Annotated in this window: 20 protein-coding genes, 1 pseudogene and 1 other annotated feature; of the genes and pseudogenes, 9 read left to right on the forward strand and 12 right to left on the reverse strand. The window is 38.8% G+C overall.

The window, feature by feature from the left end; genetic code table 11:
• From Q0W95_RS00730 to Q0W95_RS00750, 5 genes and pseudogenes are all read left to right on the forward strand, one after another.
• Positions 1–324 (forward strand): annotated as a pseudogene (locus Q0W95_RS00730) (ABC transporter ATP-binding protein); the annotation flags it as partial.
• Entirely contained in the window at positions 314–2,080 is a 1,767-nt protein-coding gene (locus Q0W95_RS00735; protein ID WP_297788577.1) for an ABC transporter ATP-binding protein, read from the forward strand. The pseudogene Q0W95_RS00730 and the gene Q0W95_RS00735, both read left to right, overlap by 11 nt.
• A 280-nt stretch (positions 2,081–2,360) precedes the next feature.
• Positions 2,361–2,744 (forward strand): aspartate 1-decarboxylase, encoded by a 384-nt coding sequence (gene panD, locus Q0W95_RS00740; RefSeq protein WP_297788580.1) that lies wholly within the window; start codon positions 2,361–2,363, stop codon positions 2,742–2,744.
• Between the two features lie 52 nt (positions 2,745–2,796).
• Entirely contained in the window at positions 2,797–3,636 is an 840-nt protein-coding gene (panC, locus tag Q0W95_RS00745; protein ID WP_297788584.1) for a pantoate--beta-alanine ligase, read from the forward strand.
• A gap of 1 nt (position 3,637) precedes the next feature.
• Complete coding sequence (locus Q0W95_RS00750) at positions 3,638–4,594, forward strand: bile acid:sodium symporter family protein (RefSeq protein ID WP_297788587.1); 957 nt, start codon at positions 3,638–3,640, stop codon at positions 4,592–4,594.
• Positions 4,595–4,704: 110 nt separating this feature from the next.
• Here Q0W95_RS00750 and Q0W95_RS00755 read toward each other — a convergent pair whose 3' ends face one another.
• On the reverse strand, positions 4,705–5,352 hold the full coding sequence (locus Q0W95_RS00755) for an MgtC/SapB family protein (protein WP_297788590.1): 648 nt from the start codon (positions 5,350–5,352) through the stop codon (positions 4,705–4,707).
• 297 nt (positions 5,353–5,649) lie between these two features.
• Between Q0W95_RS00755 and Q0W95_RS00760 the strand changes: the two genes are divergently transcribed.
• Complete coding sequence (locus tag Q0W95_RS00760; RefSeq protein WP_297788593.1) at positions 5,650–6,363, forward strand: glycerophosphodiester phosphodiesterase; 714 nt, start codon at positions 5,650–5,652, stop codon at positions 6,361–6,363.
• 14 nt (positions 6,364–6,377) lie between these two features.
• Positions 6,378–7,730: a sodium:alanine symporter family protein gene (locus Q0W95_RS00765; protein WP_297788596.1), complete on the forward strand. Its 1,353-nt coding sequence runs from the start codon at positions 6,378–6,380 to the stop codon at positions 7,728–7,730.
• A gap of 44 nt (positions 7,731–7,774) precedes the next feature.
• Here Q0W95_RS00765 and Q0W95_RS00770 read toward each other — a convergent pair whose 3' ends face one another.
• From Q0W95_RS00770 to Q0W95_RS00805, 8 genes are all read right to left on the reverse strand, one after another.
• On the reverse strand, positions 7,775–8,602 hold the full coding sequence (locus tag Q0W95_RS00770) for an energy-coupling factor transporter transmembrane protein EcfT (RefSeq protein WP_297788599.1): 828 nt from the start codon (positions 8,600–8,602) through the stop codon (positions 7,775–7,777).
• Positions 8,592–10,301, reverse strand: a complete 1,710-nt coding sequence (locus tag Q0W95_RS00775) for an ABC transporter ATP-binding protein (RefSeq protein WP_297788602.1) — start codon at positions 10,299–10,301, stop codon at positions 8,592–8,594. The genes Q0W95_RS00770 and Q0W95_RS00775 overlap by 11 nt, the downstream gene beginning before the upstream one ends.
• Before the next feature lie 3 nt (positions 10,302–10,304).
• On the reverse strand, positions 10,305–10,856 hold the full coding sequence (locus Q0W95_RS00780) for an ECF-type riboflavin transporter substrate-binding protein (RefSeq protein ID WP_297788605.1): 552 nt from the start codon (positions 10,854–10,856) through the stop codon (positions 10,305–10,307).
• Between the two features lie 139 nt (positions 10,857–10,995).
• A complete protein-coding gene (locus tag Q0W95_RS00785) occupies positions 10,996–11,970 on the reverse strand; it encodes a DUF1002 domain-containing protein (RefSeq protein WP_297788607.1) in 975 nt (324 codons plus the stop codon).
• An 8-nt stretch (positions 11,971–11,978) separates the two neighbouring features.
• Positions 11,979–12,767 (reverse strand): Mrp/NBP35 family ATP-binding protein, encoded by a 789-nt coding sequence (locus Q0W95_RS00790; RefSeq protein WP_297788609.1) that lies wholly within the window; start codon positions 12,765–12,767, stop codon positions 11,979–11,981.
• A gap of 106 nt (positions 12,768–12,873) precedes the next feature.
• Positions 12,874–13,245 (reverse strand): DUF3139 domain-containing protein, encoded by a 372-nt coding sequence (locus Q0W95_RS00795; RefSeq protein WP_297788612.1) that lies wholly within the window; start codon positions 13,243–13,245, stop codon positions 12,874–12,876.
• A gap of 105 nt (positions 13,246–13,350) precedes the next feature.
• Positions 13,351–14,352, reverse strand: coding sequence for a PTS transporter subunit IIC (locus Q0W95_RS00800; protein WP_297788614.1), 1,002 nt, complete (start codon positions 14,350–14,352; stop codon positions 13,351–13,353).
• 416 nt (positions 14,353–14,768) lie between these two features.
• Positions 14,769–15,269: a transcription repressor NadR gene (locus Q0W95_RS00805; protein ID WP_297788617.1), complete on the reverse strand. Its 501-nt coding sequence runs from the start codon at positions 15,267–15,269 to the stop codon at positions 14,769–14,771.
• Positions 15,270–15,336: 67 nt separating this feature from the next.
• Positions 15,337–15,568 (forward strand) — a binding site (T-box leader).
• Positions 15,569–15,633: 65 nt separating this feature from the next.
• On the opposite strand from Q0W95_RS00805, the gene Q0W95_RS00810 reads away from it, so the two are divergent.
• Together Q0W95_RS00810 and Q0W95_RS00815 are read left to right on the forward strand one after the other, a co-directional pair.
• On the forward strand, positions 15,634–17,199 hold the full coding sequence (locus Q0W95_RS00810) for an ABC transporter permease subunit (RefSeq protein ID WP_297788620.1): 1,566 nt from the start codon (positions 15,634–15,636) through the stop codon (positions 17,197–17,199).
• Positions 17,192–17,929 (forward strand): amino acid ABC transporter ATP-binding protein, encoded by a 738-nt coding sequence (locus tag Q0W95_RS00815; protein ID WP_297788622.1) that lies wholly within the window; start codon positions 17,192–17,194, stop codon positions 17,927–17,929. The genes Q0W95_RS00810 and Q0W95_RS00815 overlap by 8 nt, the downstream gene beginning before the upstream one ends.
• A gap of 61 nt (positions 17,930–17,990) precedes the next feature.
• On the opposite strand, the gene Q0W95_RS00820 is transcribed toward Q0W95_RS00815, so the two are convergent.
• Genes Q0W95_RS00820 through Q0W95_RS00830 form a run of 3 tightly spaced genes read right to left on the reverse strand, consistent with a single transcriptional unit; the run spans position 17,991 to position 21,036 of the window.
• The gene (locus Q0W95_RS00820; RefSeq protein WP_297788626.1) at positions 17,991–18,347 is read right to left on the reverse strand and encodes a DUF1667 domain-containing protein; all 357 of its coding nucleotides are present in this window, start codon (positions 18,345–18,347) and stop codon (positions 17,991–17,993) included.
• Positions 18,344–19,603 carry an FAD-dependent oxidoreductase gene (locus Q0W95_RS00825; protein ID WP_297788629.1) on the reverse strand — a complete coding sequence of 420 codons (1,260 nt, stop codon included), beginning with the start codon at positions 19,601–19,603 and terminating at the stop codon, positions 18,344–18,346. The genes Q0W95_RS00820 and Q0W95_RS00825 overlap by 4 nt, the downstream gene beginning before the upstream one ends.
• A gap of 11 nt (positions 19,604–19,614) precedes the next feature.
• Complete coding sequence (locus Q0W95_RS00830; protein WP_297788632.1) at positions 19,615–21,036, reverse strand: NAD(P)/FAD-dependent oxidoreductase; 1,422 nt, start codon at positions 21,034–21,036, stop codon at positions 19,615–19,617.
• Positions 21,037–21,063 lie beyond the last annotated feature (27 nt).

Here is a 21,063-nt window from a genome sequence, read left to right on the forward strand (position 1 = left end):
GAAAACCAAAAACTCGCCATAGCCCGTGCTATCTACAGAGAAAATGCCAAGGCTATGATAATGGATGAGCCAACGGCTGCCCTTGATGCCCTTGCCGAGGAGAAAATCTACAGGGACTTAGAAAAAATAAGCCAAGGAAAAACTTTAATCTTCATTTCCCATAGGCTAGCTTCAACTAGATTTTGTGATAGGATAATGCTCCTTGACGGTGGAAGGATAAGAGAAATCGGCAGTCATCAAGAGCTTCTAGCGAAAAATGGACTCTATAAAGAAATGTACGAATCCCAAAGAAAATATTACAAGGAGGATGCAGATGAAAAATAAATTTAAAGCCTTGTGGCTTTTTGCCAAAATAATAGCAAAAAACGACCCCCTCTACCTAGGAGTTATCCTCCTTAACGCCCTAATCAATTCAGCCGTAACCATGGTAGATGTCTTTGTGCCAATGATTTTTATCAATCAAATCACAAGTCCAAGACCTATAGGAGATTTTATAAAAATTGTAAGTATTCTAGTTCTAGGAAAAATCCTCCTAGATGTCATTAAGAGGGTAGCTGGCAGGGAAGAATTTGTAAGACGTCAAGGAATAAATGACTACCTAACCTTTGAGCTTGCAAAAAAAGCCATGGACTTAACCTATGAGAATATAGAAAATCCCCACACCCTCGACCTAAAGGAAAAAGCCAATGCTGCCATCCGTATGGGCTCTATCCACAACCTCCTATGGTGTTTGCGTGAAATAATCACAAGCCTATCAACCATGCTTGCGACAGCTTTAATCATAATAAATTTCTCCCCTTATCTTGTAGCTTTTTCTATAGGAATTTCTTTACTTATAATTGTAACGAGCATCAAAGAATCTGCCTTTACAAGAAAGTTTGACTTAGAAATTGTTGATGTAAATAGGAGATTTTCCTACTACTTCTCCTTGATGGGTGGACCTTCCTACCAAAAAGAAATAAGAGTCTATGAGCTAGGAGATTTGATAAATGCAAAGGTCAAAAATTACCTCGATAAAATGCTCAATCAATTTAACAAGAGATATGCCTATGAGGCAAACATGAGTGCTATAAAAATTTTCTTAGAAACTATTCTAAGATTTATCTCCTACAGCTATGTGGCAATGAGGACCTTGTCAGCGTCCTATGGCCCACAAATTACTTTTGGCGAGTTTTCTCTAGTGATTTCTGCCAATGAAAACTTCATGAAAGCCTTTCAAGCCATGTTTACTGAAACTGGCGACTTTATCCTAAGCCTTGCCAACCTCATCCCCCTCTATGACTTCATCAAACTTGATAGCGATAAGGAGAAAAACCTTAAGGATGCAGGAGCTTTTGAAAGCCTCGAATTTAAAAATGTATCCTTCGCCTACCCAGCTAGCGACAGGCTCATCCTCGATGATGTTTCCTTTAAGATAAAGAAGGGAGAAAAAATCTCCATAGTTGGAGTAAACAATGCTGGAAAGACAACCCTAGTAAAGTTAATAGCGAGATTTTTTGATATCAAAGATGGAGAAATCCTCTACAACGGGACAAACATCAAAGAAATCAACAAGAAATCCCTCTATAAAAAAATTTCTGCCGTCCTCCAAGATTTTTCCATCATGCCTTTTACAATCAAGGAAAATATCCTAGCTAACAAGGCTTACGACAAGGAAAAAATCGATAATATTTTAAAGGAAATAAGCCTTGATGAGAAGGTAGCTGACCTAGCCTATGGACTTGATACCTACATGAACAAGGATATCTACGAAAATGCAACCGACCTGTCCCTTGGCCAAAAGCAAAAGCTTGCCATAGCTAGGTGCCTTTACCAAAATCCCGTCCTAATCATTTTAGACGAACCGACAGCAAGTCTCGACCCCCTAGCAGAGGCGAAAATCTACGAGCAATTTAATCAAATGACCTCTGGGAAAACTTCCATCTTCATCTCCCACAGGATGAGTTCAACAAGGTTTACCGACAAGGTTCTAGTCCTAGATGAAGGTAAAATCAAGGCCTTTGACTCCCACGAAAATCTAATGAAAACCGATAACATCTATTCCAGACTCTACAAATCCCAAGCCAAATACTACCAATAAATCAACATTTGGGCAGGCTAGCTAAGACTACTTAGCTAGCCCTCTTTATTTGTAAAGTATCTTAAATATTTACTAAAAAAACATTGTTAAATTTATAATTATATCATATAATACTGGTGGAGATAGTATTTAAGGTTTGAAACTATACTCTTTTACACCATTATATTAATTTTGAAAAAATGAGCTTATATACTTAATGAGACTCAAAATATTTTGTTAGCAAGCAAGGTTTTTGTCTTTTTATTAAAGTGCATTTCCTTGCTTTTTTTTAGGAGATTTTATGAATATTGAAATGTTAGAAGGAAAAATTCATAGGGCTAGGGTAACTGAAGCCCAACTAGACTACGTCGGTTCTATAACTGTCGATGAAGTCTTGCTCGAAGGTGCTGGTATCAGGGAATACCAAAAAGTACAGGTAGTTGATGTAAATAATGGAAATAGAATTGAAACTTATACTATTGCTGGAGAAAAAAATAGCGGGGTTATTTGCCTAAATGGTGCCGCTGCTAGACTTTTTTCTGTCGGTGATAAAGTAATTATCATGGCCTATGCCTCTTATAGTGAGGATGATTTAAAGGATTATAGGCCAAAGGTTGTTTTTGTTGATGATGAAAATAAAATCAAAAAAATTTTATCATACGAAAAACACGGAACTTTAGCTTAGATAATTTTAGTGGTGTATGAGGCTATCTCTAAAATTTTTTAGAGGAGAAAAAATGAAAGTTATTAAAAAAGTCAAAGACTTAAGAGAAGTTTTGAAGGTCTACAAAAAAGAAGGAAGGACAATAGGTCTTGTTCCTACTATGGGATTTTTGCACAAGGGCCATGCAAGCCTTATCAAAAGAGCAGTTAGTGATAATGATATCGTAGTTGTTTCCGACTTTGTCAACCCTATCCAATTTGGTCCAAATGAGGATTTGGATGCTTATCCACGAGATATTGAAGCTGATAGCAAGCTTTGTGAGAGTCTGGGTGCTGATTTTATCTTTAACCCTGACCCAAGTGAGATGTATCATGACAAAAAGGCCTTTGTAGATATTGAAGGACTTTCTGATAACTTGTGCGGATCAAGAAGACCTGGCCACTTCAGGGGCGTTTGCACAGTTTGCACAAAATTATTTAATATAGTAGGTCCAGACAGGGCATATTTTGGGCAAAAGGATGCTCAGCAACTTGCTATAATCAAAAAAATGGTAGGTGATTTGAATATACCAGTAGAAATCATCGCCTGCCCTATTGTAAGAGAAGATGACGGTCTCGCCATGTCCTCAAGAAATACTTACCTTACTTCCGAAGAAAGAAAAGCCGCCCTCTGCCTTTCCAAAGCAATCTTTGCTGGAGAAAAAATGGCAAAAGAAGGAGCTTCTGTAAAAGAAGTTTTGACAAAGATGGAAGAAATAATTTCAGCAGAGAAACTCGCAAAAATCGACTACATAAGTGCAGTTGACCTAGAAACAATAAAAGATGTAGATGATTTTTCTAAAGCCACCTTGGTTGCCCTAGCAGTTTACATCGGCAAAACTAGGTTGATTGACAACTTTATATACGAGGTCTAGGATGGGAAGTTTTTCAAAAATCTCAGAGAAAATAACTCAAAATATCGGCCTAATAATTGTAATATTTTCTGCCATAGCCTACTTTGCACCAAGATATTTTTCTTGGATGACAACTTACACAACAATTTTTCTCGCCCTCGCCATGTTTGGAATGGGAACTAGCATAAACTCCGATTCCTTAAAGAAAATCCTTAGCCACCCTAAGAACATTTTCATAGGAGCTTTGGCACAATTTACAATCATGCCCCTCCTTGCTTGGCTTTTGGCTCTTGCTTTTAAGGTTGATAAGGATCTTGCCCTAGGACTAATCCTTGTTGGATGCTGTCCTGGAGGAACCGCCTCAAATGTGATAACCCACATAGCCGGTGGAGATGTTTCTATGTCAGTTTCAATGACAATTTTATCGACCCTCCTTGCTCCAATCCTTACACCATTTTTGGTATATCTTTTGGCAGGAAGGTGGGTTGACGTTTCAATCTTAGCTATGGTTAAATCTGTCCTTACAGTAGTTTTAATCCCTGTTCTAATGGGCATTTTCGCCAAAAAATTAAGTCCTGAGAAGATGGAAAAGTCCAAGGCAATTTTCCCCCTAATCTCCTCCCTTGCAATTATTTTAATAATTTCAGGCATAATCGGAGCAAACGCTGAAAAAATCGCTAAATCAGGCCTAATAGTTTTGTTGATAGTGATGATTCACAACGGCCTAGGCCTTGTGCTAGGACTTGGAGTTGCTAAAATTTTCAAAATGGATTATGACAAACAAACAGCCCTCGCAATCGAAGTCGGCATGCAAAATTCTGGCCTTGCCATCCAACTTGCTAGTGCAAACTTTGCCCTAAATCCCCTAGCAACCCTTCCTGGAGCCATATTTTCAATCTGGCACAATATATCAGGGTCAATTTTCGCATCAATAAGAAGAAAAGATAACAAACAATTCGCCTTTGCTAAGGTCCGATAATTTTATAAGCTAATATCTAAACAAGTAAAAGAGTGGTTAATGCTAGCTAAGCTAGTATCCAACCACTCTTTCCTATTGCTAAATTTTAAGAAGGACTTATATCCTTCCCGTCAAAATACCTTAAATTCTTCAACACTTAAATCCGTTTCTATGTGGTTTAAGAAATCGGTCATCTCTTGGCTAGATTTAGGATACATCCTAAAGCTCAAATAATAAAGTTGGTCCTTGTATTTGAGATTGTAGGCCCTCTTTGATATGTTATTTTTTTCTATATATTCATCTATATCCCCAACAACATTGGAATCATGCGACTTTATCACTATATTATATTGGTCGTGTTTTTGGAAGATATCTGCCTTATACAAGAAGTTTTGCAAGATTATAATTAGAAATGCCGTTACAATGGCAAGAAAATACATACCTGCCCCAAAGGACATCCCAACTATAGATGTTGTCCAAATTCCAGCAGCCGTCGTAAGACCTGTAACATCGTTATTTTTCACAAATATGATTCCAGCTCCCAAAAAACCAATCCCAGATACGATTTGAGCCGCAACCCTTGCTGCATCATAAGCCTCTACATCATAAAAGCCGTACTTGGAAATAATCATAGCAAGACAAGAGCCCAAACAAACTATGGTGTGAGTCCTAGACCCTGCCGACTTGTTTTTGCTCGCTCTCTCTGCCCCAATGGCATAACCACTTAGGCAAGCTAACAATATTCTCAAAAGTAAATTCAAATTCAAATCCCAATCCATAATTTCCTCCTAAAAACAAAAAGGCAGTGAGAAAAATAAATCCATCACTGCTCTTATCTATACAATTATAATGATAATTCTATCACAATATCCTAATATGTCAATAGCTTTTTTCCTAAAGGCAAGTTTTTTATAAAAATCAAGGAAAAGGTTTTAAAAATATTTGACGAATTATTTAGAATATATTATAATTATAAAAACTGAATATTTTAGAGATAAGAGAGTTGTAAGTATATGGGTTAACCTATACTTTTTTATTTTCTAAAAATTGTTTTCATTATCTATTTAGGAGGAATTATGTTAAATATTGCCCACCGTGGTTTCAAGGGATCCTACCCCGAAAATACCATGCTCGCCTTCAGGAAGGCAGTCGAAGTTGGTGCAGACGGGGTGGAATTTGATGTCCACCTTACAAAAGATGGACACCTAGTTATTATTCATGATGAAAATCTCATCAGAACTTGTGGAGTTGATGTTTTGGTTAAGGATTTAAGCCTAGCTGAGCTAAAAAAATACGATGCCGCTTTTGCCTATGAGGCCTACCATGAAGAAATTCCAAGTCTTAGGGAGTATTTTGCCTATGCCAAAGACCTCGACCTTGTAACAAATATCGAGATTAAAAATGGTCTTTATTTTTATGAGGGTATCGAAGAAAAACTATATGCCCTTATTAAGGAATATTCTATGGAGGATAAGGTGATTATCTCATCTTTCAACCACCAAAGCATCCTTAGGATGAAGGAGCTTGATGATAGCTTGGCCCTTGCCTTTCTGGAAGAGTCTATTCTAGTTGACCCAATAGGCTACCTAAAAGACCATGCTATAAAAATCTACCATCCAATCGCTCAGACTTTTGATAAGGCCTTGGTGGATAAGTTCCACGAAGAAGGAATTACGGTCAACGCATGGACAAGCGATAAGGTACCTTATAATTTTAAAGAATTAAACGATATTGGTTTTGATGCGATAATCTCAGATTATCCAGATAGGTTCGTTAGAGAACTTGGCTAAGAAAAGGAGAATATATGAAAGAATTTGAACTTATACTAGAAAATATTAATAAGATGCTCTGGGGCAACTGGCTTGTCTTTGTTTTATTGGGACTTGGAATTTTATATACCTTTGCGACAGGCTTCGTCCAAGTTAAGCACTTTGTTTACATAATGAAGGAAACTTTGATTAAGAGTTTTAAGGAAAGAAACCTAGAAAAAAGAGAGGGTTCTCTTTCAACCTTCCAAGCTATGATGGTAACCTTGGCAGGAAATATCGGCGGTGGAAATGTCGTTGGTGTTGCAACAGCCATAGTTTCTGGTGGTTTTGGAGCAGTTTTTTGGATGTGGCTTGCTGCCTTTTTTGGCATGGCCCTAAAGTATGGAGAAATCATCCTCTCCCAATTGTATAGAGGCGAAGATCAGGAAGGAAATATCCTCTCAGGTCCTATGTATTACATAAGAGATGGTCTAAAATCACCAAAGTTGGGTATAGTTATAGCCATCCTCATGACCATAAAAATGATGGGAGCAAATCTTGTCCAATCAAATACCATTGCTACTATCTTGCAAGATAATTTTGGCTTCAATAATTTGCTTACAGGTTTCATTCTTACAGGTCTTTTGTTTGTTATAGCTATCGGTGGCCTAAAGAGATTGGCAAAGCTTGCAACTAGCCTTGTTCCAATAATGTCAATTTTTTATGTAGTTTTATGCCTACTAGTTATCCTTATAAATATTAAAAACGTGCCTTTAGTTTTTAGGGAAATATTTACCCAAGCCTTTTCTTTTAAGGCAGCAGCAGGTGGTGTGGCAGGTACTGTTATAGCCAAGGCCATGCAATATGGTATAGCAAGGGGTATGTATTCAAATGAGGCTGGTGAAGGTACTGCACCATTCGCCCACGGAACAGCTATAGTAAATCATCCAGTAGAAGAAGGAATAACAGGAGTTACAGAAGTATTTATTGATACAATCCTCATCTGCTCAATGACAGCTATCACAATAGGTGTTTCTCAAATACCTTTGGATGGAGAAACTATCAAGGCATCAAACATGGCAATCCAAGCCATAGGAACAGTTTACCAACCCCTATCCTACTTGGCAATTTTCGCCTTGTTGATATTCTGCTTTACAACCCTCATGGGTCAATGGTTCAACGCAGCCAAGTCCTTTACCTATGCTTATGGAGCAAAGTTTACTGACAAAATTAAATACATTTATCCTTTCCTCTGCATCATTGGATGTCTCGGAAAGATTAGCCTAGTATGGACTGTCCAAGATATAGCTATGGGACTTGTAATTATCCCAAATATGTTAGCCTTGCTCCTCCTAGTTAAGGAAGTTCGTGTCCAAACTAAAGATTATTTTGATAAGCTTAAAAAATAGCAAGCAAAAAAGGTGGCTAGAATAGATAGCTATTCTTCCACCTTTTATCTAAAGGGATTGTAGAATCTTCCCTTGTTTACAAAGAATAAAGCAATTCCTATTATTACTAAGAAAATGCTTAGACCTACCACCAAAAAATCTCTTTTGGTCAAGGGTCTTTTTTTGTACCAAGTTCTTGTTTTTTCTTTGCCAAAACGTCTAAGTTCCATGGCTTGGGAGATGGTTTCAATCCTTTCTAGGCTATCAAAGATTAGGGGAAGGATTATGGCTGTAGTCGCCTTAATTCTTTTGCCTAAGCTAGTTTTTTTGCTCATTTCTAGTCCCCTAGCTTGGCTTGCCTCCTTAATTTCCTCAAAGGATTTTTGGATATCTGGAATGTATCTTAGGGCAAGGGCAACCGCATAGGAAATCTTGTAGGATAGGCCTAGGGAGTTTAGGCTTGCCGCAAATTCAGAAGGGTCTGTCCCAAGGATAAAAACTAGGGCAAGGGGAATGGTAGAAAAGTACTTGAGGGCAACATTAAGTTCATAAAAAATTTGCTCCTTAGTTATAGAGTACCTACCAAATCCCTGGCAAAGAAGGCTTCTGCTAGCATAAAGCCCAACCCCATATTCTGGTTCAAAAATATAGATGGCGATGAGGTTTATTAGCGAAAATCCCGCAACTATTTTTACCAAAAAGGAAATATCATCCCATTTAATTTGGGCAAGTCTTAGGGCATAGATTGAAATTGCCATAACGAGAATTAGAAATCTGGTATCGTAGCTGGTCATGACTATGATTGACAGGAGGAGGAAGGATGTAAGTTTGCTCGTTCCTGAAAGTTTGTGGATAGGGGTGTCTTTTTCCATGTAGGCTAAGCTATTTTTCAATTCTTTGCCCCCTTTCATAGGCTATAAATTTCTCGATAAAGTCCTTGGCAGATGTTTGGGGAAGTCTTTCTCCAAGTTTGTAGAGAGAAGTTTCTGCCAAATGAGCTTTTTCTAGGAGGGTTTTGTCAGAAAAAAGCTCAGCTGGACTTATATCTCTTAGGATTTTCCCATCGACAACCACCAAGCTCCTTTCTGTGTATTCTTGAATTAGGTGCATATCATGACTAATCATTAAGATGCTTATTTGAAGAGTATCCCTCAAGTTTTCTATAAATTCCATCATTTGACTGTAGTGGTAGAAGTCTTGACCTGCTGTGGGTTCGTCCAAAATAATAAGCTCTGGATCTAGGACGAGGATGGCTGCTATACTAACCCTCCTTCTTTGTCCGTAGGAAAGAGCAGATATAGGCCAAGACTTGTAGGCCCTTAGCCCACATATATCGAGGACTTCCTCAACCTTTTTTCTAATCACTTTTTCATCTTCTCCCCTTAGCCTAAGACCTAGGGCAACTTCATCATAAATCATGGTTTTGGAGAGCATGGAGTTGGGATTTTGGAGAACGAAGCCGATTTTTTCGGCAATTTCCTTGATGGATAGGGTCTTGCTTTCGATATCTCCTATCCAAATTTCTCCCTCATCAGGTCTTAGAAACCCACAAAGAAGCTTGGCAAGGGTTGATTTGCCAGCCCCGTTTGGTCCTACTACACTTACAAGCTCTCCTTTTTTCAAGTTAAAAGAAATATTATCAAGAACTTTCCTCCCTTCATAGGAGAAGGACATATTTTTTACGTCAAGGATGACTTCTTTTGACTCCGACCTCTTGGTTGGCTTAATTTGCCCAACCCGCCTTTCAATTTTTTCCAAATCTTCCCTAGCTAGGGAAAGCTTGTCAAGGCTTGATAGGTCAGGGAATTTCTCAAGGTCAACTCCACCATAGGCTAGGGCATCGAGGTAGAGGGGGTTTCTTATGCCAACTTTTCTTAGAAGGTCAGTCCTAAGGAGGTCTTTGGGCTCAGAGTCAAAAATAATTTCTCCCTCATCCATCAAGATAATCCTATCTGGTTCAAGAAGGAGGGCTTCTTCAAGTCTGTGCTCGATTACAAGGAGGGTATAGCCTAAATCCTCGCACAAGCCTTTGACAAGTTTCATCACATCTCTTCCTGCCCTGGGGTCAAGGCTTGCCAAGGGTTCGTCAAGAAGTAGGATTGGCACATCAGATACCAAAACTCCAGCTATAGCCACAACTTGCTTTTGCCCACCGGATAAGTCCCTCGGCTTTTTATCAAGCAAGTTTAAAATATTAAGACGCTCTGCCCACGCCCTTACTTCATCAAGCATCTTTTCACGACTTACATTATCATTTTCCAAGGAAAAGGCTATATCTTCGCCAACGCTAAGGCCTACGAATTGCCCGTCCGTATCTTGGAGGACTGTTCCAACAGCAAGGGATAGGTCAAAAATCGTGGCTTGGTCAACTCTCTTGCAATTGACTATAATTTTCCCAAGCATAGATCCAGAGAAGGTGTTGGGAATCTGTCCGTTGATGGCTTTAGCAAGGGTTGATTTGCCAGAGCCAGAAGGCCCTGCAATTAGGATTTTCTCGCCCTTTTTTACCTTCAAATTTATATTTTTGAGATTGGCTTCTGCCTGACTTTTGTATTTAAAGCCGAAGTTTTCGAGGTCTATAATATAGTCCATCGGCTAGATATCTTTCCTAAGACTTCCCTCTTGGGTAGTTCTTTTAGCATAGGCTGTTAGGAGGATGCTACCTAAGATTAGGACAGATACCGAGTTAAGACCTGCTGATACCAAGCCTTGGGTAAATACCTTGTTGGCTGGTTCCTTATAAATTAGGATATCAAGACTTGGTGCAAGAAGACCCCAAGCTATGATGTTTGTAAGAATTTGACCGATATTAAAAACTATCAAATCTTTTTTGCTAAGAGAACCACTCCTTAGCTTAATTTTTCTTCCTACAAGTCCGTAGCCAAGCCCACTTACTCCTGAACAAATAACCCAGCTCCACCACAAGCCGTAAGTTAGCAAATCCTTGATGGCATGACCAATAAGGCCAACCAAGGCTCCTGTTACAGGACCAAAAATCACAGCCATGAGGGCCAGGAAGGGGTAGGTTGTTTCAAGAGATGTATTTGGAATACCGATTGGAATTGATATAAATCTGCCCAAGATAAAAAATACGGCAGCTCCAACTCCAGTGGCAACTATCTTGGTAATTGAATTATTGGTGTTCATAAAAAGTCCTTTCATTTCATATACTTATACAAATATTATAGTTAAAGCCCAAAGGCTAGTCAATCGCTAGGAATAAAATAAGAAAAGGAGTTGTTGCAAGGGATGAAATCCACTTATCTTGCAACAGCCCCTCCTATCCTTATTGGTCGGATGAATTGTCGGTATCTTTAGAATTATTGCCTAAGATTGAATCAAAAATCGACCTGAAAAATTCTATAATCTTATCCCAAAGTCCACTATCCTTGGCTTCTTGGGCAACCTTGTTGATGCTATCCTTGTTGTCTTCATAAAACTTACTAGCCTTATCGGTAAGATCTCCTGCAAGTTTTGTGAGATTTTCCTTAACCTCTGCACTATCTACAGCCGAAGTATTTTGGTAGTTTTCAAAGTAGTTAACCAAAATTTGGATATTATTATTTGAAAGAATATCTCCCATGTTTACATTATTTAGGGCATCTTTAATATAGACTGCGATTTGGTCGGCTGAAGCCGTTTCGCCAGTTTCTTCCTTGTGGTCGGCAAGTTTTTTCTTAACATCAATCACAACGCTATCGAGCTTTTTGCTATCAAACTTATCCTTGCCCTCATTTTCCTTGGCAACAGAAGATACAGTTTCAAGTTCTTCTTGGGCAGTTTTTGTTCTCTTGCTATCGAGCTTGTTGCCACGCATTTCTTCTGACTTATAAACTCCAACCAAGGCTGATTCTCCAGTAACTCTTGTGGGACTTGCCACAAGAATATCTGCTGAATTAATCCCAGCTGTGATTGCTGCATTGGTGTACTGACCTTCAGTGATGTCTGTAATATTATCCTTAGTTACAATATCAACCCTCACACCATTTTTCTTAGTTCTCTTAACAAAAACGGAAGAAATCATATTAGAATCTGGTGCAGAATAGCCTAGGTATTTTTCAAGGTCTGCCCCATCCACATAGCCAATATTTGCATTAGTCTTATCAGCCCCTACCTTGTCTGCTACAAGGTTCATTTGCTCTTCATTTAGGGCAACTCCATAAATCAAATCGTCCTTAGCTGGATCGAAGCCATCAGCAAAGCCTAGGCTAGGAAGGAAGATAGCTAGAGCCATAAGCCCTGCAATAATCTTATTTTTCATAGGTCCTCCTAAAGTTTTTCTATTTTTTCAATAATTGGGTCAAGGTCTGGCATGGAAATATCTTCTACTAGACCTGAGTCGATTTTTTCGGCAATAGTTGGGTCAATTGGAAGTTTGGCAATGGTATCAATATCATATTTCTTGCAAACCTCATCAAGCTTGCCCTTACCAAAAATCTCGTGCTTTTTTCCGCAATCAGGACACTTGAAATAGGACATATTCTCCACAAGACCAATGATATTTTTGCCCATCATCTTCGCCATCTTGATTGATTTTTCAACAACCATCTCCACAAGCCCTTGAGGAGTAGCAACAGCAACAACCCCATCAATAGGTAGGGATTGGAAAACTGTTAGGGGAACATCGGCAGTTCCTGGAGGCATATCGACAATCATATAGTCAATTTCACCCCAATCCACATCAGTATAGAATTGTTTCAAAACATTCGTTACTATAGAGCTTCTCCACACAACAGGATCAGTCTTATCACGAAGAATCATATTAACAGAAATCAACTTAATCCCATCACGGGTTGTGGCAGGATTCATAATCCCTTCCTTGGTGCCCCTAACTGGCTCATCTATTCCAAAAGCCTCTGGCATAGATGGTCCTGTAATATCGGCATCAAAGATTGCGACCTTGTAGCCTTTTTTGCTAAGACCACTAGCAAGAAGGGCAGAAACAGAGGACTTACCAACTCCTCCCTTACCGCTCATTACGGCAACAACCTTCTTGATGGAAGAACCCTCGTGGACTTTGATTTTAAATTTATCTAAATTAATATTTTTCTTTTGCATAATCTCTCCTTAACTTTTACCTGACTAGAAGCTACTAGCCAAGCCTTGTACCTTAGTATTATACTTGTACTTGTAAAGAAGTTAAGTATTTTTTCTCAATCCTTCTTTATTTTTCATCCAAAGGAGGATACTTGCACTTATTTTCATAGGGTGGATCTAAAACTTCATAAGAATTACTTATCTCTAAGAAAATCCTATTAAAACGCAAGTTCTCGCCCCTTCTATGAGTCCAAGGATAGTAGGAATACCTATAGGTTAAAGCTCTATCATCCTTGTACTTTACCAAAATCTTATAACCCCCGTTCTTGTAGTCCTTGAAAATCTCCTTACTTTCGATATTGGTATCCTCAATCCCCTGGGAAAGCCTATAGGCCTCATAGGCCCTTAGGGCGAACTTTCTTTCTACAGGATAAACAAAAATCAAAATCAAACAAGAAATCACAAGAATTCCAATAAATATTTTCCTCATCCTTCTCATATCAATCTCCTTTACTACTATTATAAGACTGGTAAAGAATTTTTCTAGTCGTCTTGGTTTTAAGCAAAAAAACAGGAGCCTAAGCTCCTGTAGCCTTAACTTCCTTTAGAAATCAATCTTCATATCTCCATCTTTGATAAGACCCTTATTTCTCATAATTTTATAAATAACAAAGGATAAAACGGCAGGTAGGATTATCTGTAGGACTAGGATACTTACAAGAGATCCTAGCCCCATAGCATTTACCGTTCCAATTTGACCAACTAGACCACTTGTTCCCATTCCAGAACCTAAGGGAGTGTTTTTCATCTTAAAGACCAAAGTCCCAACAGGAGCAAGGATGGCACTAGCAAGAGTTGGCGGTAACCATATCCATGGATTTTTGATAATATTTGGCACTTGGAACATACTAGTTCCAAGCCCTTGGGCGAGGAGTCCCTCAAGTCCATTATCCTTATAAGAAATTACAGCAAAACCAACCATTTGGCAACAACATCCCACAGTGGCAGCTCCTCCAGCAAGTCCACTAAGGCTTAACATCATGCAAATTGCTGCTGATGAAATAGGAAGAGTAAGAGCCATACCAATAGTAACAGAAACCACAATTCCCATAAAAAATGGTCTAAGCTCTGTAGACTTCATGATAAATAGACCTATCGCCTTCATAAAACTTGCCACATAAGGACCAATCAAATCTCCAACCAAAATTCCAACAAGGATAGTGATACTTGGTGTTATGATTATGTCTAGCTTGGTAGATTTTGAAACAAGCTTACCAAACTCAACCCCAAAAATCGTAGCAAGAAATACTCCTACAGGACCACCCAGCTCATAAGCACCAAGGCCAACAATTGTTGAAGCAAAAAGCACTAGATTGGGTGCCTTAAGAGATGCTGCTATGGCAACGGCAATGGCTGCCCCACTAGCCTTTTGGGCAAGAGGCCAGAGCCTTTCCGTAAGGTAGGCTATATGTAAGCTTTGCCCCAAACTATTTAGGATAGTTCCAACCAATAGTGAAGCAAAAAGACCAAAGGCCATAGCTCCCAAGGCATCAATAAAATAAGTTTTCCAAGATAAATTAATTCCTTTTTTTCGTAAAAATTCCATATTATTCCTCCAATGTATATATTCTAACACAAAATTTCCCCATTGTATATACAGTGGATAAGTTTTTCTTTATTCATATCACTTATGGAAGATATAAAGGAGTTTTTACCATTATTTCCAGCGGTTTCTATTTTTAATATTTTTGCTAATTTTCTAATTTTCTTTTGTATTTTTCTGCTAGAGTACTATTTGTTCTAGTGGTTGCTTTTTACTATCACAACTAGATCTTCTAATAGTTTTTTTCTATACCTTTAATGTTTCTTCTAACTGTTTTCTTGTCTGCTATCTCTAATATTTATTCTAATAATTTTTCTCTAATATCATTACTGTTTCTTCTAACTGCTTTCTTGTCTAAAAATCTCTTCTAACTCTTATCTTGTTTTTTTCTATTCTTGCCATCTCTTTTATTTTGAAAGCTAGTCTACGAGAAAACCCCTTTCTCTAAGCTTGTTTTCTATATCTAGCTTATCTTTCTCCCTTCTCACTTCTATGGTGTGATAGTGGATATTGTCGGTCAAATTTTTTAGGGGTGTTGCCTCATCGATGGATTTTAGGAAGGAATCGACCCCATTTCTTGAGCTTATGTCTAGGTCTTTTCTTATCATCCCATAGGTCTTGTGGTTTACAAAAACATCAACCACCCTTCCCCCTCCGTCAACTATGGTATTTAGCTCTTCTTTGATTCTCTTATCATCATGGCTAGATTTTATTATAAAGGTCAGATGATTTTTGCCAGCAAGCTTGTAGCCCTTGTTGGTGGATATTATTTCATAGCCAGCTGCCTTTAGGATTGATATATCTTTAACGATTACTTGTCTGGTTACCTTAAACCTTAGAGCAAGTCTTGAGCCAGATATTGGTTTTTCTTCATCTTGCAGTGTTTTAATTATTGCTAGTTGTCTGTTTTTTGTTTCCATATTAACCTCTATATCACTGTACCTCAAAATTATATTTGACATTTTATTTATTTGTTGTAATATATACCTAAGAACTTTGATGAGATGAGTAGCCAAAGTGTTTATAATAAAGAGAACCCATGGTTGGTGTGAATGGGAATTGTGAATCTTGGTGAATAAAGACTCTGAGTTTTGTCGGGGATGGTTTGATCTGGCAACGGGGCTTGCCCGTTATAGCAAGAGAGTATGATTGTACTTATTGAGATGTATGCCGTGAGGTCTACTAAAATTAAGGTGGTAACGCGAATTTCGCCCTTATTGCTTCCATGATGGAGGCAGTAGGGGCTTTTTTTTACAATCAAATTTATTGAGAAAGGATTATATTATGAAGAAATTTTTGAACTTAATGCTTGCGATTGTCTTGTTATTTACACCTTTGACGAGGGCAAAGGCAAGTGAGGATGACACTTTTAGGATAGGGATGGAAGTAAACTACGCACCATACAACTTCTCCCAAGTAGATGATAGCAATGGAGCCTACCCTGTAAAGAACTCTTCTGGAGAATATGCTAATGGCTATGACGTGCAATTTGCCAAAAAAATTGCTGATGGGCTTGGCAAAAAACTAGAGATTTATAAGATTGAGTGGGACGGACTTATTCCTGCCCTAACTAGTGGCAAGATTGATGCTATTATAGCTGGTATGAGTCCAACAGAGGAGAGGTTAAGGCAAATAGATTTTTCTAAGCCTTACTACCACGCTAAGATGGTTATGGTTACCCAAAAGGATTCAAAGTATGCTAGCGCTAAGTCAATTAACGACTTTGAGGGGGCAAAAATCACTGCCCAACTTGGTACTTTCCATGTGGATATGATTGATCAGATGAAGGGTGTCAACAAGCAAGAACCTATGGATTCTTTCCCAACTATGATAGCTGCTGCTAATGCAGGAACTATTGATGGATATGTTTCTGAGGAAGCTGGGGCTCAATCAGCTATTGCTTCTAATCCAAAGCTTACATATGTAAAGTTTGATGAGGGAAAGGGCTTTAAGACTAACGAATCTGATACAACTGTTGGTGTTGGTATTGCTAAGAATTCTCCTCTAACTGCCCAAATCAACCAAATCCTCGATGGGATGGATATTGAGAAGGAACAAGAAGAGATTATGGGAGCTATGACTAAACTTACAGCCGATGAGGAGAAAAGCGAGGGTTTCTTCGATGAAGTTAAGTCCATTTGGTCAACTTACTCAGCTCTTTTCCTAAGAGGTGTTGTTAATACCCTAGTCATAGCTGTAGTTTCAACTATCCTTGGATTTTTGATAGGTCTTGTTGTTGCAGTTATCAGAAGAAGTGAGGTTAAAAAGAGCGATAACGCACTATCCTACTACTTCCATAAGCTAGTTAACTGGATTCTTGCAGCCTATGTAGAAATCTTTAGGGGAACTCCAATGATGGTTCAATCCGTAATAATTTTCTATGGCTTGAAGCAATATTTTGATATAGACTTATCGACAATGTTTGCGGCAATTCTCATTGTATCTATCAATACAGGAGCCTACCTATCAGAGGTTGTTCGTGGGGGTATTAATTCGATTGACAAGGGACAGTTTGAAGCTTGCAAGGCAATTGGTATGACCGAGTCTCAGGCTATGGTTCATGTTGTTCTTCCTCAAACTATTCTTACCATCCTCCCATCTCTTGGTAACGAGTTTGTAATCAACATCAAGGATACATCTGTTCTTAACGTAATTTCTGTAACAGAGCTATTCTTCATGTCTAAGTCAGTTGCAGGATCAACCTACCAATATTTCCCAACTTACCTAATAACAGCAGTAATATACTTTGTCCTAACCTTTACTATCACAAGAATCCTCTTGGTTCTTGAAAGAAAGTTTAATGATAAGGACTTTATAATGGAATCATCAACAGGAGCGAGAAATGTCTGAGATAATTAGAGTAAATAATTTAGAGAAAAAATTCGGGGACAACATAGTCCTAAAGGATATCAATATGGAAGTAGACGAAGGAGAAGTAGTTTCAATTATCGGTTCATCAGGATCTGGTAAGTCAACCCTCCTGCGTTGTCTAAATCTTCTTGAGAAGCCAACAAGTGGAGAAATCCTCTACAGGGGATCTAACATTCTAGATCACAAGTTTGACCAAAGGAAGTTTCGTTCTAGGGTGGGCATGGTTTTCCAAAACTTCAACCTTTTCAATAACAAGACAGTCCTAGAAAATTGTATGCTAGGTCAGCTTAAAGTTTTAGGCAAAAGCCACGCAGAAGCCGAAGAAACTTCAAGAAAGTTCCTAGAGTCTGTAAATATGCAAAATTATGTCAACGCAAAACCTAGTCAAATCTCTGGCGGACAAAAACAAAGGGTGGCAATAGCTAGAGCCCTTTGCATGAACCCTGATGTTCTACTATTCGATGAGCCAACCAGTGCCCTTGACCCAGAAACTGTAGGCGAAGTTCTTGATGTAATGACTAAGCTTGCTAGAAGTGGGATGACAATGATAGTAGTAACCCACGAGATGGACTTTGCCAGGGACGTTTCAACTAGGGTGCTCTTTATGAACAAGGGAATTATCCTAGAAGATGGCAGTCCAGAAAAAATATTCACCAACCCAGACAACGACAGAACTAAGGAATTTTTAAAGAGATTCCTAGAAGATTAGATGAAAAAAGTAGATGAAGATTGACTCTCATCTACTTTTTTTGACTATTTTAGAAGGATTTTTATCTGTTGGCTGTGGCTACTAGTGGGATGCCTGTTTGGGCGATTGATTTTATTACAACATCGCCAACTTTGACTGGTGCTTTAATTGTGGCTTGGTTGATTTCTTTCATAGCTTGGGCCATCTTATCTTTTGGGATGGCTTCTAGTGTTTTTACTGGAACTGAGTAGGAGCTTCCACCTTCTAGCTTGACTGTTGAGGTGATTGTCCTTACTGGGTTTGTTACTTCATTTCTAGCGTAAACTTCTCCCCTCTTGCAGGTATTGCCTGTTATTTGGGTGATTGTTCCATCATCTTCCATGGTTACTGTTACACTACAACCTAGAGGACAATTTATACATGTTAATTCTCTTTTCATATTTCCTCCAATTTGATTTCTATTTCTTTAGCACCTTCGCCTAGGTCAGATTTTTTGAGGGTTAGGTTTTCCATCTCTCCTGGGGCATAGACTAGTTTTTTCTTTTTTGCTACTTCCTTACCATCTACAAACATTTTTAGGATTCTATTTTGGTAGACGTTGTTAACCCTAAATCTCACAATCGCTGTATCTGCCATGGTGTCTGGGTTGATATATTGAGGAAGGGTATAGCTGATTCCATCTCCTGCTTTTAAATAGATTGGTGCAGTTTGTGCTTCTTTGAACTTTTCTTCTATGTAGGCTGCTGCAGAGGTTGCTGCTAGTTCACTTTCTTCTGTTACATAGTCTACCAAATCGTGAACATGGAGGACGTTGCCACAAGCAAAGACTCCTGGGATATTGGTCATTAGTCTGTCGGATACAACTGCCCCCTTGGTTTTTGGATCGATTTCAATTCCAGCTTCCTTAGTTAGTTCGTTTTCTGGAAGTAGACCTACAGAAAGAAGGATGGTGTCGCAATCGTAGTGTTTTTCTGTACCAGCAATTACCTTCATGTTTTTATCTACTTGAGAAAGGGTACAACCTTCAACCCTTTCCTTGCCTTCTATGCCTGAAATGGTTGTGTTAAAGTAAAGAGGAATGTTAAAATCGTCCAAGCATTGGACAATGTTTCTCTTTAGTCCTCCTGAATATGGCATGATTTCTGCCACGCATTGGACTTCCGCTCCTTCTAAGGTCATTCTTCTTGCCATAATTAATCCTATATCTCCAGAGCCAAGGATTACAACTTTCTTGCCTGGCATATAGCCTTCAAGGTTAATCATCCTCTGAGCAGTTCCTGCTGAATAAACCCCCGCTGGACGGCTACCGGGAATGTTTAGGGCTCCCCTTGGTCTTTCCCTGCAACCCATAGCAAGGATTACTGCCTTGGGTTTTATGGTAAACATTCCATTTTCTTCATTCATCAAAGTTAAGGTCTTATCATTGGCAAAGTCCATTACTATTGTGTTTAGGAGCACATCTATATCTCTTTTTTCCACTTCGTCGGCAAATCTTTGGGCATATTCAGGACCTGTGAGTTCTTCCTTGAACCTATGTAGGCCAAAACCGTTGTGGATACATTGGTTTAGGATGCCTCCAAGCATCTCATCTCTTTCTACAAGCAATATGTTTTTTACACCGAGGTCATAGGCCTTGGCTGCCGCAGCTAGTCCTGCAGGGCCTCCTCCTACTACTACTAAATCATAATTTTTCATCCCTTAGCTCCTTACTTTACATGTCCCTTTATATAATATGAGTTTTTGCTATTTTTAACTATATCATCGTAGTTTTCGCCAAGCTCTCTGGCAAGAATCTCCATAACTCTTGGCAAACAGAAGCCCCCTTGGCATCTACCAGCTGTTGCCCTTACCCTTCTTTTGACGCCATCAACAGTTCTTGCACCCAATGGGCGATTGATGGCTGCAACTATTTCTCCTTCTGTTACCTTCTCGCACCTACAAATTATTTTTCCATAGCTCTTGTCTTTTTTGATTAGATCATCATGCTCTTCAATGCTTAATTCGCTTGTCTTTGGGATTGGCTTTCTGTCGTAGGTGAAGTCCTTATTTTCAGGAAGCTTTAGCTTATCACTTACAAGCTTTGCCATATATTCGCCGATAGCTGGAGCTGAAGTAAGCCCTGGAGATTCGATTCCTATACAGTCAAAAAATCCATCAAGACTTTCTTTAAGGATAAAATCTCCTCCTTTTTCGTGAGCTCTGTTTCCTGAAAATGATGTGATTACCATTCTTACAGGAACATTTACAACTGTGTCGTTGGATTTTTCTATAACTTCTTCAAGGTGTTCTCTAGTTGTCCTAAAATCTCCCTTATCATCTACAAAGTCAGATGTAGGACCCACCAAGGTGTTGTCATCAATGGTTGGAGAAACAAGGATGCCCTTACCCTTATCTGAAGGAAGGTTGAACATAACGTGGTTTACAAAACCCTTGGTGTCCTTATCAAGAAGGAGGTATTCCCCACGTCTAGCTCTGATTTCAAACTTCTCATCGCTAACCTTATTATGAATTTCATCAGAATAAAGACCTGCCGCATTTATAACTGTCTTGGTTTCATATGTAGATTTTTCTGTAACAACTTCCCAATATCCATCTTTTGAGTTAGTTTCGATCACCTTTTCATTAAATTTATAGTCGCATCCATTGATATTTGAAACCTCAGCAAAGGCAATATTCATCAAAAATGGATCAACAATTCCAGCTTCCTTGCAATAGAGGGCATAGCAAACATCTTCGGACACATTTGGCTCCATCTTTCTCACCTCATCGCCATTAAGGATTTCCATCCCTCCTACACCATTTTCAATCCCTTGGTCATAAAGCTCTTTTAATTTTGGGTAGTCCTTCTCATCGTGGCAGAGGACAAAAGTTCCGATTTGCTTGTAAGGAAAGGATAATTTCTTAGCCTCATCAGCCATCATATGGTTGCCTCTGACATTCATTTTTGCCTTCATTGTACCAGGATGGGCGTCATAGCCCCCGTGGCAGATACCGGAGTTAGCCTTGGATGTTTCAGTACAAACATCTTCATTTTTTTCTATTAGCAGGAATTTTCCTTCTTTCTTGGATAATTGGTAGGCAATGGATGTTCCTGTAACTCCTCCGCCTATAATTATAGCATCATACATATCTTCCTCCATAAATTTTCGGATAGA

This window comes from uncultured Anaerococcus sp. (assembly GCF_947253225.1).
Lineage (GTDB): Bacteria > Bacillota > Clostridia > Tissierellales > Peptoniphilaceae > Anaerococcus.

Excerpts from the sequence above, each read along its gene's own strand:
- Q0W95_RS00805 (WP_297788617.1), bottom strand. The coding sequence starts at position 15,269 with ATGGAAACAAAAAACAGACAACTAGCAATAATTAAAACACTGCAAGAT.
- Q0W95_RS00780 (WP_297788605.1), bottom strand. The coding sequence starts at position 10,856 with ATGAACACCAATAATTCAATTACCAAGATAGTTGCCACTGGAGTTGGA.
- panD (WP_297788580.1), top strand. The coding sequence starts at position 2,361 with ATGAATATTGAAATGTTAGAAGGAAAAATTCATAGGGCTAGGGTAACT.
- panC (WP_297788584.1), top strand. The coding sequence starts at position 2,797 with ATGAAAGTTATTAAAAAAGTCAAAGACTTAAGAGAAGTTTTGAAGGTC.
- Q0W95_RS00830 (WP_297788632.1), bottom strand. The coding sequence starts at position 21,036 with ATGTATGATGCTATAATTATAGGCGGAGGAGTTACAGGAACATCCATT.
- Q0W95_RS00755 (WP_297788590.1), bottom strand. The coding sequence starts at position 5,352 with ATGGATTGGGATTTGAATTTGAATTTACTTTTGAGAATATTGTTAGCT.
- Q0W95_RS00795 (WP_297788612.1), bottom strand. The coding sequence starts at position 13,245 with ATGAGAAGGATGAGGAAAATATTTATTGGAATTCTTGTGATTTCTTGT.
- Q0W95_RS00735 (WP_297788577.1), top strand. The coding sequence starts at position 314 with ATGAAAAATAAATTTAAAGCCTTGTGGCTTTTTGCCAAAATAATAGCA.
- Q0W95_RS00815 (WP_297788622.1), top strand. The coding sequence starts at position 17,192 with ATGTCTGAGATAATTAGAGTAAATAATTTAGAGAAAAAATTCGGGGAC.
- Q0W95_RS00785 (WP_297788607.1), bottom strand. The coding sequence starts at position 11,970 with ATGAAAAATAAGATTATTGCAGGGCTTATGGCTCTAGCTATCTTCCTT.
- Q0W95_RS00800 (WP_297788614.1), bottom strand. The coding sequence starts at position 14,352 with ATGGAATTTTTACGAAAAAAAGGAATTAATTTATCTTGGAAAACTTAT.
- Q0W95_RS00825 (WP_297788629.1), bottom strand. The coding sequence starts at position 19,603 with ATGAAAAATTATGATTTAGTAGTAGTAGGAGGAGGCCCTGCAGGACTA.
- Q0W95_RS00790 (WP_297788609.1), bottom strand. The coding sequence starts at position 12,767 with ATGCAAAAGAAAAATATTAATTTAGATAAATTTAAAATCAAAGTCCAC.
- Q0W95_RS00765 (WP_297788596.1), top strand. The coding sequence starts at position 6,378 with ATGAAAGAATTTGAACTTATACTAGAAAATATTAATAAGATGCTCTGG.
- Q0W95_RS00760 (WP_297788593.1), top strand. The coding sequence starts at position 5,650 with ATGTTAAATATTGCCCACCGTGGTTTCAAGGGATCCTACCCCGAAAAT.
- Q0W95_RS00820 (WP_297788626.1), bottom strand. The coding sequence starts at position 18,347 with ATGAAAAGAGAATTAACATGTATAAATTGTCCTCTAGGTTGTAGTGTA.
- Q0W95_RS00775 (WP_297788602.1), bottom strand. The coding sequence starts at position 10,301 with ATGGACTATATTATAGACCTCGAAAACTTCGGCTTTAAATACAAAAGT.
- Q0W95_RS00750 (WP_297788587.1), top strand. The coding sequence starts at position 3,638 with ATGGGAAGTTTTTCAAAAATCTCAGAGAAAATAACTCAAAATATCGGC.
- Q0W95_RS00810 (WP_297788620.1), top strand. The coding sequence starts at position 15,634 with ATGAAGAAATTTTTGAACTTAATGCTTGCGATTGTCTTGTTATTTACA.